We start from the raw sequence: 18,038 nt of genomic DNA on the forward strand, positions 1-18,038 counted from the left end.
ACCTTTTAGAAATTCCACTTTATGGTGGAAGTCCTAAACACCTCGTAGATATAATCGGCCTCGACCAAGAGGATGAAAATAAGATATAGAACAAGGAAAATCACCGATGCGACCACGGACCAGCGCAAGCTCGCGCGTTCGCCTTCCATGTGCATGAAAGCCCAAACAATGTAGTATGCTTTGACGATGGTCAAAATGATGAAAATCCAGTTGAGCAGGTTCATGCTCAGGAAATTATTGTTGTGCAGTGCGGCCGGCTTGATGATACCGAGCGCCACTTCTACGATAGTCACGATAGAAAGCAATCCGAAAACAAACCAGATCCTCTTTGCGTTAGATTCGTGTGCGTGTGCCATGATGTTTATCTGATTGGAGAATTATACGAGATAGAAGAATGTAAATACGAATACCCAAACCAAGTCAACGAAGTGCCAGTACAAACCAACTTTCTCGACCATTTCATAGGTTCTGCGTTTTTCGTAGGTGCCCAACAACACATTGATGAAAATCAAGATGTTGATCAGCACGCCCGAGAATACGTGGAAACCGTGGAAACCAGTGATGAAGAAAAAGAAGTCTGCAAAGAGCTTGCTTCCGTATTCGTTGCGGTGCAGGTTCGCACCTTCTACAACGTAGTGTGCATTGGCCAACATCTTTTCAGATTCGGCGCGGGTCAAAATTTCTTTATGCTTGATTTTCTGCATGCCCGGCTGTAGACGCTTGTCTGCCAGGTCTTCCTTCGTACCTTGATAAATCCTTTCCGTACGGATCAGCAGGTTAGGATTAGCCGCAAAACCAGCCTGCACTTCGGCCACCGAAAAGCTTGGCAACGAAGGTTCGTCCATGAACCATTTCCCTTTGCTGCGCGTCAGTTGTTCACGCTCTTCCGGGAGTGTTGCCGCAAAATCTGCCAAAGCAACTCTTTTCCCTGTGGTATCAACGAACTGGAGCAAGCTGCCGCCTTTGGTTTCAATGGCACCGTACTCGCCTTTGATGAAGTTTTTCCATTCCCAGGCCTGTGAGCCAACGAAGATCAAACCACCAATAATGGTAAGCAACATGTAAACCGCCACTTTTTGTTGTTTCATCTGGTGCCCTGCATCCACGGCCAAAACCATGGTCACCGACGAGAAGATGAGGATAAAGGTCATGAAGGCCACATAGTACATCGGAGCCGCCACGCCGTGCATGAACGGAAAGTGCGTAAACACTTCGTCCGGCAACGGCCAAGTCTCGATGAACTTAAACCTTGAAAAACCATAAGCTGCGAGAAATCCGGAGAAAGTCAAGGCATCCGACACGATGAAAAACCACATCATGAGCTTGCCGTAGCTGGCGCCCATTGGCTCATTGCCGCCGCCCCATACTTTTTCTTCCGCTTTTACAATTGTCGCTTCCATAAAAGAGTTAGTCTGTTAAAAGTTTCCAAATTTACATTTTTTTCCTAAACACTTGCAAACATTGTTTTCATTTGAAGAAATATAAAAACAAAAACAAGTAAAGCCACAATATGTCCAGAAAGTGCCAGTACATCGCACCCAGTTCAATTCCAAGGGTTTGACCACTGTGGTATTTTTGTTTAAAATGATTATAAATTATAATCAGTAAAGAAATCATTCCGCCGGCAAGGTGCGCCAAATGGGCAACCACAATCACCCAAATGAAGGACACGGTAATCGCACCGGCGCCGCCCACGGGGAACATTTTTTTATCGTACATCGCCTCAAAACCCATGATCTGAAAATACGCAAACAAGCTTCCCAGAATGAGCGTCAGCAACAACATGGCCGTCACCAGACTTCGGTTGTCCTGCTTGATGGCGCGCTTGGCGAGATAGAACGAAATACTGCAACCGATAATCACCGCCGTGCTGATGTAAAACGGCGTCGGCATTTCGAAATTCTTCATCCAGTCTGTACGGGATTTGCTCACGACCCAGGCGCTGGTTAGTCCGGCGAACATCATCGTCATGCTCACCATCGCAAAACCCAGAATCAGTTTATACGAACGGGCGGTACGGGCTTTATGTTCGTCTTCAGACATTTGCGGCACTTTCGCTTTCAGGATATTCATGGCCATTATCTTAAGAATTTATCGATTATATAAGTCAATTGGAGCAACGTAATGTAAGACACGCTCACCAACATCAGCCTTTTCGCCGCCTTGGCCGAACGTTCGTTGTACAGTTTTACCGCGTGGAACAACATCCACAAACCCAGCACGAAAACCACCGACGCCGCCACCGGCGAGAGAAACAATTTCCCTGTATAACCCAATGCGGGCAACAAAGACGCAATCATGAGCCACAACGTGTAGAGCATGGTTTGCATCGCGGTCGACTTGTCTTTTTTCCCGGTCGGCAACATAAAAAAACCGGCCTTTTCATAGTCTTCGTACAAGAACCAGCCAATGGCCCAGAAATGCGGAAACTGCCAGAAAAACTGGATCAGGAAAAGCGTTCCGGCTTCAATCCCAAAATTGCCCGTCGCCGCAACCCAGCCCAGCATGAACGGAATCGCGCCCGGAAAAGCACCCACGAAAACAGACAACGGCGTCATGGTTTTCAGCGGCGTGTAAACACTCGTATACAAAAAGATGGAAATGGCGCCGAACATGGCCGTTTTCGGGTTGATCAAATAAAGCAACGTCAACCCAACAAGCGTCAGCACACTGGCAATGACCAGCGCGGTCTGCGAAGACATGCGGCCCGACGGCACCGGACGGTTTTTGGTGCGGTCCATTTTCGCGTCGAGTTCCTTTTCGATGACCTGATTGAACGCATTCGACGCGCCAACCATGCAATAACCGCCTACCATCAGCATCAGCAAAATACGCCAACTGAACGGATTTGCGCTGTCAAAACCCAGCAAATAACCGGCAATGGAAGAAAATAAAACGCTAATGGCCAAACCAGCCTTCGTGATTTCCTTGAAATCCGTAAACGCTGTCTTAAGCGAAAATGATGTGGCCGTATCCAATGCGGGATTCATTTGGTAAAAACTGGCGCAAAGATACGGCACGATTGTCTAGTAACAAAGCCTGAAAGTGACAAAGTTTGGGGCGTTGCCTGCGGCCCGCGCTATCCATTGCAATCTTTTGCGACAGCATCCGGAATCAAAACAAAAATCCCCGTCCGCAAAAGGATTTCCATTGCTATCGCTAACGCAGCGCGGTCAATCCGACGCTTTCACGCCAAGCCATTCCGCCTTTTCCACCTTGAAACCGTCGCCCGAAATCGCAAACGTGACCTTATTCCCGATCAGACATTGGTCATTTGAAACGCGGTCAATCGCTGGCATCGTGACCAACAAGCTATTTTCACGGGAACAATCAAAGTCAAAAAAAGGAAACTCTTCCGCCCACGTGCCGAGACAATCTTCGGCTGCATCTGCGGGCAAAAGCGCGTGGCGCAAAGCCTTTAAAAAATCTTCCCGCGCCTGAAGTTGCTTCCCGTCGAATAAAAAGATGTTGATGTCGTGGCCGCCCGTAACGTCGTCGGTAAAAACCAATCGGCTGCGTGGCCCGAGTTTGTAAATGGCCAATTTCCACGTGCCGTCCACGACCTGATAGTCCAAAAAATGCGGCGTGATGGTCTTGACGTTCATTACCGTTTCGGATGTATCCATCACAAATCCTTTGGTTTTGATGTCGTCAACCCATCGGCGGCGTTCAAATGCTTTCCATTCCCAACTCGCCATGGCGCTGTCGGGCAACAGGCATAGAATTTCGAGAAGTTCTTTGTTCGCATCGTAATCAACCCGCACTTTCTTGCCGTCAACTTTTTGGGCATCGTCCAAACTGACGCCCAAAACTTCCACTTTTGCATCAGGTTTACAGCCAATCAAAAGGGCAAAAGCCAACAGCGATGAAAGAATTATGCGCATCAATAATCGAAATACCAGTTGAAGATGTCGCACCGCAAGCCCACAGAAAACCACGTAGTCGAATCCTTAAAAGTGGTGAGCGTTTCCTGCGTCGGGTCAAAATTCCGGTAAATCAGACTCGCAAAAGCCTTGAGGTTCGTAGCCGGATTGATGAGATAACCCGCCTGAATATCGGCGATGAAAACCGTTGTCTTGTTGCCCTGCCCTACTTTGACGCCCTTGTCAAACGGCCGCCCGATTTCGTAATCCTTAAATATGTTGCCACCGTAGTTGAAGCCGTTTTCGGCGGTATCAAAATCAAGCCCGCGTTCCCCGAACGTAATCTTCGCATCGGCAAAATAGCGCCCGTTGTGGTAACGCGCCAACGCAATGAACTCGCGGAAATTGCCACCCCATTGGTGGCCCATGCTCTGGTTGTTGTGCGCATAATTGGTCAATGGGTCAGAATGGGCGTAAACGTACGGTCTAACGTGGTTATACTCGGCCTGCAAGAGCAAACCGTTAATGCCAAATGCGTTGAAATATTTCGCCCCGAACTGGTACCCGAATTTGTTTTTCCAACTGCTTTCGCCCGCTCTCATGTCGGCCAATGAAAATTCGTCAAGCAGGAATTGTCCGTATAGGTTTATACTGTTGTTCACTTTGTATTTGCCGGTTAAACCCAGCAAGGCGTTACCACTTCGCGCCGATGAAGCGAATTCCACCGAACGGTAGAAAATGAGTGGGTTCACGAAACTCATGTCAAAGCCACGGTCGTTGGTATCAGCCCAAACCACAGACTCGAAAAAACCCATGTTGAAACGTTTGGACATGTTCCAGCTCAAATAATGGTTCGCCATGTATTTCTTGGCGTACGTGCGCTCCACGGTCACTTCCGGACGTACATCCTTGAGCCACATATATGTATTGGTGTACTTGATTTTCCAGAATGTCGTATTGAGTTTGAAGAACGGGTACGGGCTCGCGCCGTCGCTCTGCAACAACGACCGGTAACCGTCGCCGATGAAATTCCTGCCGTAACCCAGCTGCATATTGAAGAATTGGTTCGGGGTGTAAGACAAATTGGCTTCGGCCAGTGGGAAATCGTATGCATCTTCCTTAAACCGTTTGGCTATGCCGATCCCTGGAATAATGGCCGGGTCGCCCGCGCCGGTTGCAATGGATTCCGCGTAAGCGTTGTAATAATCCGCAAAACGGCCTTGGCTTTCATAAAGCGTCGTGGTGAATGTTACTTGTTCGCCCAAACCGCCCTGAAATTGCAAACCTCTGGTGTTGACGTAAGTATAATCTACTTTACCTTCGGTGTTCTTGCCCAATTGGAGATCCAGAATCGGGTTGAGCGTAAACCAATAGCCTTCGCCCTGGATCTCGACCATGTTTTCGTTCCAGAGTTTGCGCCCGAGCCAGCCCGAACGATTCTTCTTGATCTTGTCGTTGGCCTCGGCGATGCTGTAATATTTGGCAACCTCTGCGTATGTAAACGGCTTTGAACCCGTGTGGTTGTTGCTTCCTACTTGGTTCAAGGCTGGATCAAACGTGGAATAATAATCGTGCGAAAACGGCACATTCAACTGGCTGGTGAGTTGCGGGTTCGTGAATTTCGAGTATTTGATGCTGTCAAATTCCGTGAGTTCCTTTTCAAACTTGCCTGAGGAATACGCCGGTTCTTTCACTTTTGCCGGCACCGCGTTCTCGCCCGGTTGCTGCAACGGGATGTTGATTTTTAAAGTGTATTTCGCATAGGTTGGCTTGCCGTTGTATGATGGCGGTGTCACCTGGGGCAACGCAGCGAATACGCGCTTGCTTTCGGCGGCCAGATCAGGCGTGCCATCGGCGTACAACACGTTGAACTTGCCCTGATCGGTCACTTCGAACAGCACCAGTACCGCGCCTTTGAACTCCTTTTGCGCATCCGGCACTTGGAATTTCTCAAAGACAAACTGCTGGACTTTCTGGTAAAAACAGGACTCGATGCCCGCGGCATCCTGGCCTTCGCAGCCCGGATAAACGGGATATTTCTCCAAGTTGGATTGGGCATGCGCCGCAAGGGCCACAACCGTCAACAATAAAACAAAGTATTTTTTCATAAACATCGTTAGTAGGCGTTTTGTGAAGTGCCGCCTTCGGCAATGGTTTTGGCGGCAGAAGTCCCGATGCGCGTTACCCCGAGATTCACCATCTCGACCGCTTCGTCAAAAGTGCGCACGCCGCCAGCGGCTTTCACCGGAAGTGGCGCGGCATTCTCGAGCATAATCGTAACCGAAGGAATCGTCGCCCCATTGGGTTTTCCGGCTTCGGTCGCGTAAAATCCGGTAGAGGATTTGACGAAAACCTGGTTGTAATGGCCTTCGAAATGCGTCACAACGACTGCCTTGATGAGCGCTGAAATACGCGCAATCTCCATGTCGTTGAGCGCCGCGACCTCGATGATCCATTTCACGGTTTTCATGTGGTCGAGGCCAAATTTCGTACAGGCGAATATTTCCTCTTTCAACAAATCGGTATCGCCATCTTTAAAAGCGTTGTAATTGCAGACGAAATCGAGTTCGTCGGCTCCGTCTGCAATGGCGCGTGCGGCTTCAGACAATTTGTCTTGAATTGAGGATTGGCCTTTCGGGAAATCGATGACCGTTCCTACCAATACGCTCGATTTAGCGGCATCGACCATTTTCCTGGCCATGGCAACGTGTTCGGGCCGGATCATCGCAAGTTTAAAACCCTCGGCGATGGCCTCGGCCACGCATTGCGTCACGACTTCGGTATTGGCCGATTCAGAAAGCCCGGCTTGTTGGGCCGTTTTGAGGTAAGTTGAATCAAGATATTGCCTGATTTCCATTTGGATTTGATTTGCGGGTAAAAATAAAAAAATCCCGCCGAAGCAGGAGTTTTTATGGTATTTATTCTTGATTTATTTCGCGGCTGTAATCCAACGCCCACAGCAGCATAACGCCTGCAAATGCGCCTATGAAATTGGCCAGCACGTCTCGGAGGTCGGCCATTCTCGTGGTGCAGCAACACTCCTGCGCCACTTCGATCAGGCAGCCGTACAATACCGAATACAGAAGCGATTTTCCGAGCAGCCACAATTTGGGCAAACCCCGGCTGCGTCTATAGTATTGATACCAAAGCACGACGAATAAAAAGTGCATGACACCGTGCACGTACTTGTCGGCGTTGGCCACACGAACCGTGGGGAATTCTTTAAAACTCACCAGACAAAGCACCGCAATGATGATGGTCCAGCTCCAGGCCAGTATGAGCCACGTTTTTTTAGGCACCGATAAGCGCTTTGTAATCGTCGGCCGAAAGCAATGCGTCAAATTCCGACGGATCGGAAACCTTTACTTTGATCATCCAGCCTTTTCCGTAAGGATCGCTGTTTACGGTCTCAGGATTCGTGTCCAGATGGTCATTGAATTCAATCACTTCTCCGGCCATCGGCAAGAAAAGGTCAGACACGGTTTTCACGGCTTCCACCGTACCGAAAACTTCTTCGGTTTCCAAGGTCTGGTCCAGGGTTTCAACTTCAACATACACAATGTCGCCGAGCTCCTTCTGGGCAAAATCTGTAATGCCGATGGTGGCCACATCGCCGTCAAGGCTTACCCATTCGTGGTCTTTCGTGTACTTTAAATGTGCTGGGATATTCATTTTATAAAGGTTTTGTTCTTATTTGTCTAGCCTTGTGGCAGCGCAAAAATACGTTTCGCCGGCCAATGTTTCATTAATTTTCGATGAATTTTTAGTTGCCGAAATTATACCGCAGCGTAAATCCAGCCCTGATGTTGGTCATCGGGAACGACGTCGAGATGACTGCCTTCGAGAATTGATGATCGTAATAGAAAATTGCCGTCAAATTCTTGCTGAACGAATAATCTGCGGTCAACTTCGCCGACCAGATGTTTTGCCCACCGGCCAACTGGTTGTTGTCGTAATCCAGGTAACGCACAATCGTTTTGTTGTTCCGGAACGAGAAATCGAGCTTGACGTTGATGTCGCTTTTGATCACGCCCTGCGGATTGTCGGCCAAACGCGAGGTTATGGTCACATCCTTGAAACGATACCCGATACCGGCCACGTATTCCATTCCGGTGACTTCGGTGAGCAAGTTGTTGTCAAAACTCATAGACAGCGCGCGGTCTTTCTTGAGTTCGGCCAAAATCTTCAGCGAATTCTTCATCTCGAAATCAAGTCGGATGAGCGGATTGAATTGCTCCACGAGGTTGATGTTTGAAATAATCGTCTTGCTGTAGAAGTTGCCCGCCTGATCGGTGCCGTTCGGGTTTTGGTCGTAATCAAAGTTCGAACGGAACGAGTTGATCGTGTAGGACGCACGATACGCGTGCTGCAACGAGAAGCGCTTGAACCTGTCCTTGAAGAATTTGTAACGCATCAGGCCGCTGTATTTCACGGTCCAGTTCGGGATTGGAATGTCGCGGAAAGCGCCTAAGGAAATATCGTTGGCGCGTTCGCCTTGTGCTTTGCTACTCAAGCCGGTGTATGCCGCCAGGAACGCCGGAAGCAATACCTGCTGGCTGTTCTTGCCGAAACCAACCGGATAACCTTCTGCGTCGGTCGGGAAACCGGTGCCGCCGTAATAGCGCTCGGCCAAACGGTTGGCGATGATGAGTCGGTTCGCCCGGAAATCATTGAACGCAGACGATTCGTTTTCATCGCTCGCCTTAAACGCGGTGGCCAACATCACGGTCGAAATCGAGAAGTTACCAAAAGTATATGGCGACTGCGACTGATATGGTTGCGCTTGGTTCAGATCCACATTGTATTGTTCCGAATAATTCTCGCTGTAATTGCGGTCTGCGGTCAGATCAATCTTGAAGTCCGGGAACAAATCCACGTTTGCGGTAAAGTTGAGCAACTTGTTTTCGGTGCGTGTGAAGTTCTGGTTGAAATCCGGATAGAGCGTCAACCAACCGCGTTTGGCGGCTTCGTAACGCACATCGTCCTGCGAACCGAGCACAAAGCCCAGCGTTGGCCGTGACGTGCCCCAGAACCCAATACCCGGCAAATAGCCCGGCAATACGGTACCGCGGTTGTCGGTGTAATTCATTTGTACGTTTTTCACGCTGGTCAATACACCGATCAGACCGTCGACAAACACGTTGCCTTCATTTTGTTTCGGCTGGGCCACCGGCGCCACTTTCTCGCCCGGTTTTGGCGGCGCGGCAGGTTTCGCCGGCGTCTTTTTCTTTTGTCCGCCTTTCACCAAGCCGATGTATTTGTAGAACGTGTCCATGGTAAGCGATGCATTCACTTTGTGCGACGCCGCATTCTGGATCGTGTTGCCCAATTCGTAAATCGTGCCGTTAGATTCCACTTGCTGCAACGCCAAGGATGCGCGCTGCCACTGGTAATCGCCTTGGTAGGAATAATTCGCCTTGACGAAACTCAGGAACGGGATTTTGTTGATCGGCAACTCGTAATTCACCACGAATTGCTGCGTCTGGCGGTTGGCTTCGCCGGCTTCGAAATAATCGTCCCACAACCCGATGCTGTTGTCTACGACGCCTTCATCGTCTATGTAATTCCGGACGATGTTATTCGTCGCCACCGTATAATTTACCTTGAGTGACTTGGTCAAGTTGTAGTTAAAGCCGTACTGGTAATTGAACAGGTAATTCCTGCGGTACAATGGATCGATCGGAATACCAGCCACTTCAACCTGACGGAACTGCTGCTTGTTGTACTGGCGGGTGATGTTCGTGTTGAAATTGATGCTCGACGGCAAGTAATTAAAGTTGAAATCCTGCAGCAACTTCCAGTACGAACTCTTCTTGAAAAACTTGTTCTTTTTGAACGGCTCAACGGCTTTCGGCTGGAACGTATAGGTATAATCCGCGGTCGTGTTCACCTGCTGGTCGAGGTAATTCTCAATCTCAAAATCGTGGTGTTCCACCTGATTATAAGAGTATGACAACGTGAGGTTTTCCGGATCGTAAACGTGCGGTTTCTGTTTTTCGCCACGCTCCTTCTTCACCCCGATGAAGTTGATGCTCTTGCGCTTGGTGTAATCAATGGCGCGGTTGCGGATGTTGTCGCGTTCGGCCTCGTCGGTAGTATTGTCGATCAATTGGTCCAGACGGATGTCCTGGTTGTACGGATCGTATTCCGGCGTGATGGTTTCTTCGCCGATGGCATAATTGAACGGCAACGTGATGCCCCACTTTTTCGGAAGCAATTTGCCGAGATTTAAGTTCGTGACAATGTTGTATTGCTTGACGTCTTCACGGCTTCTCTCGTTCGGGCCTTGTTCCAGCGCACCAAAACCAATCGTACTGATTTTACCCACGGCAGAAACCGTAGCGAAATCAGCAATGTTAGAATCGAGGTTCAGCACCGCGGCCATACCGCCTTTGTTGTCCATTTCGGCCAGACGCAACTCGTTGAACCACACTTCGCCGCAAACCGGATGCGGGTTTGACGCCGTTCCCGCAGGAATCGCCGGGTTGTAGGTGTTGTTCTTCACACCGACCATCAACGTCCTGACCAAGCCGAAATTCGGGTTACCCTTGATGCCCAGTCGCAATTCATTCGGGCGGCCCGCCAGCGAACCGTCCAGTTCGCCTTCGTTCAAGTATTTGATGCCATTGGCGTCGGCTACTGGCGACGAGCTTCCCATGGCGAGTATTTTCAGTTTGGTGAGCAACGCCAGCGACAGGTCAATCTCGTTTTCTTCCGGCCAGATTTCCTCAGCAGACTGCGCGTTCGGTGCGGTTACTTTCAACGGGATTTCCACTTCGTAGAAGTTCTCGGTAAAGTCGTTACCGAATCGGATGAAACCAATCAATTCGTCATTCTGCAACACCGGGTTGCCCGCGCCAGTCAATGTCTCGGCGTGCAGGAACATTTTCAGGCGTTTGAATTGGCGCATATCGACGCTCACGTTCTTGAACACCGCGCGCGAGTCGCCAGAAGAATCGCCCGTACCGATTGGGTCAGGCTCGCCTTCTTCCAAACCGCAGACACGCAAAGACAAGGATTGCTCGTTTTGCGACACCAAAGTATTGCCGTTGATGAGTTCCTCACGAACCACACCCGGAGGCGTCACGTAAGGAATCGGTTCGCGATCATTATTTTCCTGGATGTTCACGGCCTGTACGTCGAACGTCGTATTATCGTCGTCCACCGTCGGATCGGTCAGGTCGAGTGCGTTTACATATCGCCTCCATTCGCCACGCACCAAATCCATCGCCCCGAAACGGAACGTAATCTGGTCGTTGAAGCCCGTCGCGAAAATCCTCATGAACTGGATCGTACGGAAATCACTGATGCCGCCAATGGTATTCTCGGGAGATGAAATCGGAATTTTGTACTGGATCCAACGTGTCGTTGTGGCATTGGTTCCGGTAGGTAAGTTCACCGCCGGCACGTTTTCCTTGATATCTGTCACGTAGCGATCGGCCAATGAAATGCCCGGATGGACATCGATGCTGTATTCGTAATACGCATTGATGGTATTCATGGTATTGTCGCGGTTGATGTCTTCCACATCCGGAAGCGTCGTGGAACCACGATCGGTGTTGTTGACATCAACAGGCGAGTTGCCTTGCAGGCCATTATACTGGCGGTACCTTTCAATCACCGAACCGCTGGCACTCAGGAAATACTGATAGTTGTCTTCAGACGGGTCGGCCGCCGACGCAAACGCCGGGAATTGCGCGGCTTCATCGGCATCGTTCAAACCGTCCAGACCAACGTCTTGTGCGGTACGGTTACCGGCGTCGGTGTCGAAAGCGTAGATCAAGGATTGTGATGCAGGCACGCTACCCCAAATCGTGGACGACTGGATGGCATTTCCGCCGAGGCCGTTTTCGTATTGCTTGCGGCCATCTTTAAGTACGTCTTCGGAAATCGCGCCGAGGTTAAAATAAATCCGCCCTTCGTTGGTAGGGTTCGCCACGCCAGCATCAGGGTTGCCCGTGTTACCCGTGTCTACGTACGGATCCATCATCCAGAATTGGATGTATTCTACGTTGGCTTGTTCAAAATTCGTGGAGTTGATTGCGCGCATGATGCCGCCGAAATTGTTCACGGCATCGGTCGGCGTAAAACCGTTCGTAGCAGCAGCCAATGGGTTGTAGTTGTACGGCCCGCGTTCTGTTGGGTAGTACGTCAAATCCAGCGTGTTGATGACTTGCGATTGACCTACGGCAATGTCTACGTTCGGATACAATTCTTCGCTGTAGATGCGCCGCGTCATGTTATAGGCTACGTCCTGCGGTGCGAGTTCGCCCGGGGTTTGGGCGTAAAACGTCGGGTCGATGGTGTACCAGTTCAATTTCGCCCTGCGATAACCATAGGAAAGGTCGTTCGCGTCGGCACCGAAATCAGGGTACTCGGTGACATCGGCGTTGTGCACCGGCACCGATGATAGGAACCACGACAGTGGCGCACGCATATCGATTGTCGTTTGAGAACCTTCGAAATCATCCACATAAATGGTTGATTCGCCTTCAAACTGGTCGGCCTTTGGCGTGTCTGGTTTCAAGAAAGCGATTTCACCACGCAACGAAAGGTTGGACGGCACGTCGGTGTCGATGTTCGGTAATTTATTGGCCAATCGTGTCAAGAACGGCACTTCGGTCGCGTAATTCACGTTGGCGCCGAAGATGGTATTGTTTACCGACTCTTGCCCGTAGTTCGATTTTTGGGTAAACGGACGCTCGGTCATTTTCAGGAATGTTGCCCCAACGAGGAATTTCTCGTTGAATTTGTGCTCGACGTTCACACCCATAAAGCGGCGCGTTTGCTGCCCGAACACTGAGTTATTTTCTACGGAAACCTGAATCGGCGTACCCGAAGCCTGCAATGCCGGATCAAGGATTTGCACGCGGCCCAATTGGTAGTTCACGCTGTAATCAATACCTTCCTGCAACACGCGGCCACCGGCAGTTACGACCACGGAACCACGCGGTACGTTGAATGCCCCGATAGGAATACCGTCGCCGCCCGTGGATTTGAACCGTCCACGGAGTTGGAATTTATTTTTCTCACTTTCCTGCAACGCAGAGGCTTGCGTGCTGCGGTACAAATTGCGGAACACGTATTTGCGCTGGTTGTCGTTGTAGGTCAACGGATCGCCGTAAGTGTCCAATCCGCCGTCCAGGTGGAGTTTGTCGAACAGCGTTTTACCAAACGGTTCTACGGTCGTAAAAATCAGTCGGCCATTTTGTGTATCAACTGTCAATCCCGGGATGAAATCGAAAAAACCGTCGCCGCCAACCTGCGGGTCGTTGCTGGAGTTCAATCGGTCCATATTGAAGACTTTCAAAAGCGGCGTTTCGGCCACGGGCGCATTGGGCGGCGATGGCGGAAACGGCGTCGTGCCTACCGGCGTGATGTAGTTCAGCGGCGACGGGTCGGTGTACAAGATGTTAAACCTGAAATCTTCCTGCTCCAACTGGAACGCGCCCGGAATCTGGTAAATGTTCTTCATCATCAGGTTCCAGACCGGCTGGCTCACGCTGGTCAGGTTGCTCTTGAGCATTTTCAGGATCAAGCTTTGCGTCACGATCACCGTCGGGTTGACCGATGGGTCAACGTTGTTGGTTTGTGTGGCTTCAACGCCGTCGGTACCGAATTCACCTACTTGGTAAACCTGATCGCCAATCGTATATTGGTAGGCCACGGCCAGCACTTCGTCGTTAGACAAACGCTGTTGCAACGAGACGTAACCCAATTGCGGATGGTAGGTAAATTCGTTCGGCTGGAGTTTGCGCGCGTTTTCCAGTTTGGAATAGTCGCGGCCTTCACTAGGCGAAATTACGTTGAAACCGGAGTTCGCCGTCACGATTTCACGGATGTTCGAATTCAGGAGGTTGTCGCCGACGCCGATGTTTTCAGGGTCGAAATCGTTGTTGTTGTTGTCGGCCGGCGTATCCGGCGCCACGTTAAAGAAGTTGGCCGGCGGCGTACCGCTGAAGGCTGCCACCAGCGGATCTTGGTAACCGGTCAGTTCGGCTTCACCCAAATCCTGTAATGCGATGATGTTCCTTAGGTTATTCGCCTGCGTATTCACACGGTTCTGGCGGTTGGTCACCCAAACTTCGATGCGCGTGATCTGTACGCGGCTGTCAATGTAAGGGTAGTTTTTCATCGCCTGATCGTACTTGCTGCGGAAGTACTGCGAGAGGAAGAAGTGGCGGTCCGGGTCGTAGTCCAATCCAAACAATTCAAAGTCCTGGATCGTGCCGCCGCCTTGCGCCTGCACGGTTTTGGTCTGCGATTTCTGCTCCGAGAAAATACCGGTGACTGTCGTCTTTCCGAACTGCAACTGCGCTTTCACCCCAAAAAGGCTTTGCGCACCGCGGATAAGCGAATTCGTCAGCGGGAAACTCACGTTACCGACTTCGATTTTCTGGATGATGTCGTCTTCGGTCGGCGTATATTCGAGTTTGATCAGGTTCTGGAATGCAAAGGTCGATTCTGTGTCATAGTTCGCATTGACGTTCAATCGTGTACCCACTTTCCCTTGAAGGCTCATGCTGATGCGCTGGTCGAAATCAAAGGTCAGGTTCGAGCGGTTCCGCGGCGAAAACGAAGGGTTGTCTTGCCGCGTGTATCGGATACCCAAGTCCATTTCCACGGAACCCGTGGGCTTGACGTCGATGGTATTCCCGCCGAAAATCGTCTCGAAAAATCCGGAGTTCACGTAGTAGCGCGGCAACAAATCCTTCTTCTTCTCTTCGGCGCCGTCTTTCTTGCCGTCCATGGCGTCAGACTTTTCCTGGAAGTATTTGCGCATCGATTCGCGCGTGACCAATTGCTGGTATTCTTCCGGCGTTAAAATGATCGGGTAATTGATGTTGAAACCGTCCACCGATTGCGTGTAGATGTAGCGATTCGTGACCGGATCGTATGTATAAGCTTCGAGAATGCTCGGCGGATTCTTTAAATCGAGCTGGCCTTGTGAATAACCCGGAATGGAATCGTTCGGAAATGGCGGATCGTCCTGTGCAATGGCCTGAAACCCGATGAGCAACAGCACCATCAGGCAACTGAATTTCAAAATATGATTGGTCTTAGCGTAAACTGTTTTCAAGAACTATAGATTTTTTAACGCTTGTTTGATGATTGATTCAACTGTGGCGTCAGGCTGGGACGCGACAATTTTGTCGACAGTTTTTTCTGCCAACTTTTTGTTAAAGCCCAGCACTTCCAAAGCAGATAACGCCTCTTCTTTGTTTGTATTGCTTTGGCTGATGGAAACTTCGTCCAGATCGTAGACTTTTAACACTTTGTCCTTCAAATCCAGGATGGCGCGCTGTGCGGTTTTGGCGCCGATGCCTTTAATTCCTTGGATTGTAGCGATGTCGCCAGCACCCAAAGCATGAATGATCTGCTTCGGATCTAGCGACGAAAGCATCGTCCGTGCGATGGATGCCCCGATTCCGGAAACCGACAATAAAAGCTTAAACAATTCGCGCTCGGATTTTTCTACAAAACCAAAAAGCGTATGCGCATCTTCCTTGATTTGGAGATACGTGTAAAGCTTAAGATGTTCTGTATCAGGGATTAGCGAGTAGGTATGCAGCGATATGTTGACTTGGTATCCAACGCCGCCGCAATCTATGATGACCTCGGTTGGCGTTTTTTCAACGAGTTTCCCCTGTAAATGTGCTATCATTCCCGCTTAAGTAATGGCCAAATATAAAAAAATTTTGTTAAGGGAAGCCGAATAGTTATCACAACCCGCGGCGCACCCACAATATTTCCTTATCCGTGTTGCCAGCGCTTCCGGCGTTTCTCTTTTTCCTGTGCATCCACTACGGCTACGGCTACCATATTGACCATTTCCTCCACGCGTGCCCCGAGCTGGAAAATGTGCGCAGGCTTGTCCATGCCCATCATGATTGGGCCAACAGAATCCACTTCGTACAATTCCTTGAGCAACTTGTAGGTAATATTGGCCGATTCGAGGTTCGGGAAAATCAAGGTGTTCACTTTTTTTCCGGCGAGTTTCGAAAACGGGAATTTGTCCTTGAGCATTTCAGGATTGAGCGCAAAATCCGCCTGAACTTCGCCGTCCACAATCAAATCCGGGTAGTATTTGTGCAGGTAGGCCACGGCCTCGCGTACTTTCGACGCGCCAGTATCGGTCGAGGAACCAAAATTCGAGAACGACACCATGGCCACCACGGGTTCCATCCCGAAAAGCTTTACGGTTTTGGCGGTCATCAACGCGATTTTTGCCAAATCGTCGGCTGTCGGGTTTGGGTTGATGGCCGTGTCAGACAAAAACATCGCACCGCGCGAGGTCATCATCATGTTGGTCGTGGCAATCAGCGAAATGCCCGGCGCTTTCCCAATCAATTGCATCATCGGTTTGACGACCGTCGGGTAACTCCTGGAATAGCCCGAAACAACGGCATCGGCTTCGCCTTCGTTGACCATCATGGCCGCAAAATAATTGCGTTCGCGCATCCATTTCTGTGCATCGATTTTCTGGATGCCACGGCGTTCACGGGATTTCCAGAACGTGTCTGCATATCGGTCGCGGCGCGCGTCTTCCTCCTTCGTTTTAGGATCGATGATGGGCACTTCGGCGTCAAAACCGATTTCGGCCTTCAGGTCTAATATCGTGTCGCGGTTGCCCAGCAAAATCGGGAACGCGATCTTTTCCTCGTAAACGATTTGCGCCGCCTTGAGCACGTCGAGATGATCGGCTTCGGCGAATACGACGCGTTTCGGGTCGGTCTTGGCGCGGTTAGTGAGCAAGCGCACGGTCTTGTTGTCTGAACCCAATCGGGCCAGCAATTCTTCTTCGTATTCGGCCCAATCGTCAATCGGGAATTGCGCCACGCCAGATTCCATCGCGGCTTTTGCAACGGCGGGCGCTACAGTGGTAATCAAACGCGGATCGAAAGGTTTCGGGATGATGTAATCCTTGCCGAAAATCAGCTTGCGTTCGCCATATGCAATGTTCACTTGTTCCGGAACCGATTCCTTGGCGAGTGCGGCCAATGCCTTAACGGCGGCCATTTTCATCGCTTCGTTGATTTTGGTCGCCCGTACGTCAAGCGCGCCGCGGAAAATGTATGGGAAACCGAGCACGTTATTCACCTGATTCGGGTTGTCTGAACGTCCCGTGGCCATGATGATGTCGTCCCGTGTGGCTACGGCCAAATCATAGTCGATTTCGGGCGTGGGGTTGGCCATCGCAAAAACAATGGGTTTCGCCGCCATGTCGCGCAGCATGTCCGGCGTCATGATATTGCCGGCTGAAAGCCCGAGGAATACGTCGGCACCCTTGAGCGCGTCGGCCAAGGTCAATCCTGGTTTGGCTTTGGCGTATTTTTTCTGTATGTCAGACAAATCGTCGCGGTCGGCGGAGAGCACTCCAGCCTTGTCGAACATGATGATGTTCTCGGGGTTGACGCCCAACATCACGTAAAGGTTTGTACAAGCGAGTGCCGCAGAACCGGCGCCGGACACCACGAGTTTCACCTTGTCGATTTTCTTTTTGGCGAGTTCCAGCGCATTGAGCAATGCCGCCGAAGAAATGATGGCCGTGCCGTGCTGGTCGTCGTGCATGACCGGTATGTTCAGTTCTTCCACCAGCCTGCGTTCAATCTCGAATGACTCCGGTGCTTTGATGTCTTCGAGGTTGATGCCACCGAATGTGGGCGCTATGTTTTTAACCGTGTCAATGAACGCGTCGATGTCTTTGGTGCCGATTTCAATGTCGAACACATCGATGCCTGCAAAAATCTTGAACAAAAGCGCCTTGCCTTCCATGACGGGTTTTGACGCTTCCGGACCGATATCGCCCAAGCCGAGCACCGCCGTACCGTTTGAAATAACGGCCACAAGATTTCCTTTTGAGGTGTATTTGTAAACGTTGTTGACGTCCTTCGCGATCTCAAGGCAAGGTTCGGCCACGCCCGGCGAATACGCCAACGACAAATCGCGCTGTGTGGCGTATTTCTTCGTCGGGACAATCTGGATTTTACCCGGAATGGGTTTGGCGTGGTATAGAAGTGCTTCGCGGCGTTTGCTGAATTTGTTCATTGCTGGTTTATTCTGACTTGCAAAGGTAGAAGTATCGTGTTAATTGGAAATGGAAATTTTCACCATTTGTGGCATCGCCCGTCAAAAAAACGAAAAAGCCGCACCAACTGATACGGCTTTTCCACA

12 protein-coding genes are annotated in these 18,038 nt (G+C 50.4%); all 12 read right to left on the minus strand.

The features are described from left to right. Window positions 1–5: 5 nt before the first annotated feature. The 12 genes from ACM9J1_RS13670 to ACM9J1_RS13725 all read right to left on the minus strand — a co-directional run bounded on the left by ACM9J1_RS13670 (window position 6) and on the right by ACM9J1_RS13725 (window position 17,912). The gene (locus ACM9J1_RS13670; protein ID WP_415582641.1) at window positions 6–356 is read right to left on the minus strand and encodes a cytochrome C oxidase subunit IV family protein; all 351 of its coding nucleotides are present in this window, start codon (window positions 354–356) and stop codon (window positions 6–8) included. A gap of 21 nt (window positions 357–377) precedes the next feature. Next, entirely contained in the window at window positions 378–1,400 is a 1,023-nt protein-coding gene (locus tag ACM9J1_RS13675; protein ID WP_415582642.1) for a cytochrome c oxidase subunit 3, read from the minus strand. 67 nt (window positions 1,401–1,467) lie between these two features. After that, window positions 1,468–2,073, minus strand: coding sequence for a cytochrome c oxidase subunit 3 (locus ACM9J1_RS13680; protein WP_415582644.1), 606 nt, complete (start codon window positions 2,071–2,073; stop codon window positions 1,468–1,470). A 5-nt stretch (window positions 2,074–2,078) separates the two neighbouring features. Beyond that, a complete protein-coding gene (cyoE, locus tag ACM9J1_RS13685) occupies window positions 2,079–2,990 on the minus strand; it encodes a heme o synthase (protein ID WP_415582645.1) in 912 nt (303 codons plus the stop codon). 183 nt (window positions 2,991–3,173) lie between these two features. After that, complete coding sequence (locus tag ACM9J1_RS13690) at window positions 3,174–3,884, minus strand: hypothetical protein (protein WP_415582646.1); 711 nt, start codon at window positions 3,882–3,884, stop codon at window positions 3,174–3,176. Further along, window positions 3,884–5,971, minus strand: coding sequence for a gliding motility protein RemB (locus ACM9J1_RS13695; RefSeq protein ID WP_415582647.1), 2,088 nt, complete (start codon window positions 5,969–5,971; stop codon window positions 3,884–3,886). The genes ACM9J1_RS13690 and ACM9J1_RS13695 overlap by 1 nt, the downstream gene beginning before the upstream one ends. 8 nt (window positions 5,972–5,979) lie before the next feature. Then, window positions 5,980–6,720: a deoxyribose-phosphate aldolase gene (deoC, locus tag ACM9J1_RS13700; RefSeq protein ID WP_415582649.1), complete on the minus strand. Its 741-nt coding sequence runs from the start codon at window positions 6,718–6,720 to the stop codon at window positions 5,980–5,982. A 61-nt stretch (window positions 6,721–6,781) separates the two neighbouring features. Then, window positions 6,782–7,162, minus strand: coding sequence for a VanZ family protein (locus ACM9J1_RS13705; RefSeq protein ID WP_415582650.1), 381 nt, complete (start codon window positions 7,160–7,162; stop codon window positions 6,782–6,784). Further along, window positions 7,155–7,535: a glycine cleavage system protein GcvH gene (gene gcvH, locus ACM9J1_RS13710; protein ID WP_415582651.1), complete on the minus strand. Its 381-nt coding sequence runs from the start codon at window positions 7,533–7,535 to the stop codon at window positions 7,155–7,157. The genes ACM9J1_RS13705 and gcvH overlap by 8 nt, the downstream gene beginning before the upstream one ends. A 91-nt stretch (window positions 7,536–7,626) precedes the next feature. After that, complete coding sequence (gene sov / locus ACM9J1_RS13715; protein ID WP_462917004.1) at window positions 7,627–14,913, minus strand: T9SS outer membrane translocon Sov/SprA; 7,287 nt, start codon at window positions 14,911–14,913, stop codon at window positions 7,627–7,629. A gap of 33 nt (window positions 14,914–14,946) precedes the next feature. Then, complete coding sequence (gene ruvA / locus ACM9J1_RS13720; protein ID WP_415582652.1) at window positions 14,947–15,528, minus strand: Holliday junction branch migration protein RuvA; 582 nt, start codon at window positions 15,526–15,528, stop codon at window positions 14,947–14,949. 89 nt (window positions 15,529–15,617) lie between these two features. Further along, window positions 15,618–17,912, minus strand: coding sequence for an NADP-dependent malic enzyme (locus ACM9J1_RS13725; RefSeq protein WP_415582653.1), 2,295 nt, complete (start codon window positions 17,910–17,912; stop codon window positions 15,618–15,620). Window positions 17,913–18,038 lie beyond the last annotated feature (126 nt).

This window comes from Flavobacterium longum, from assembly GCF_965137575.1.
Taxonomy (GTDB): domain Bacteria; phylum Bacteroidota; class Bacteroidia; order Flavobacteriales; family Flavobacteriaceae; genus Flavobacterium; species Flavobacterium longum.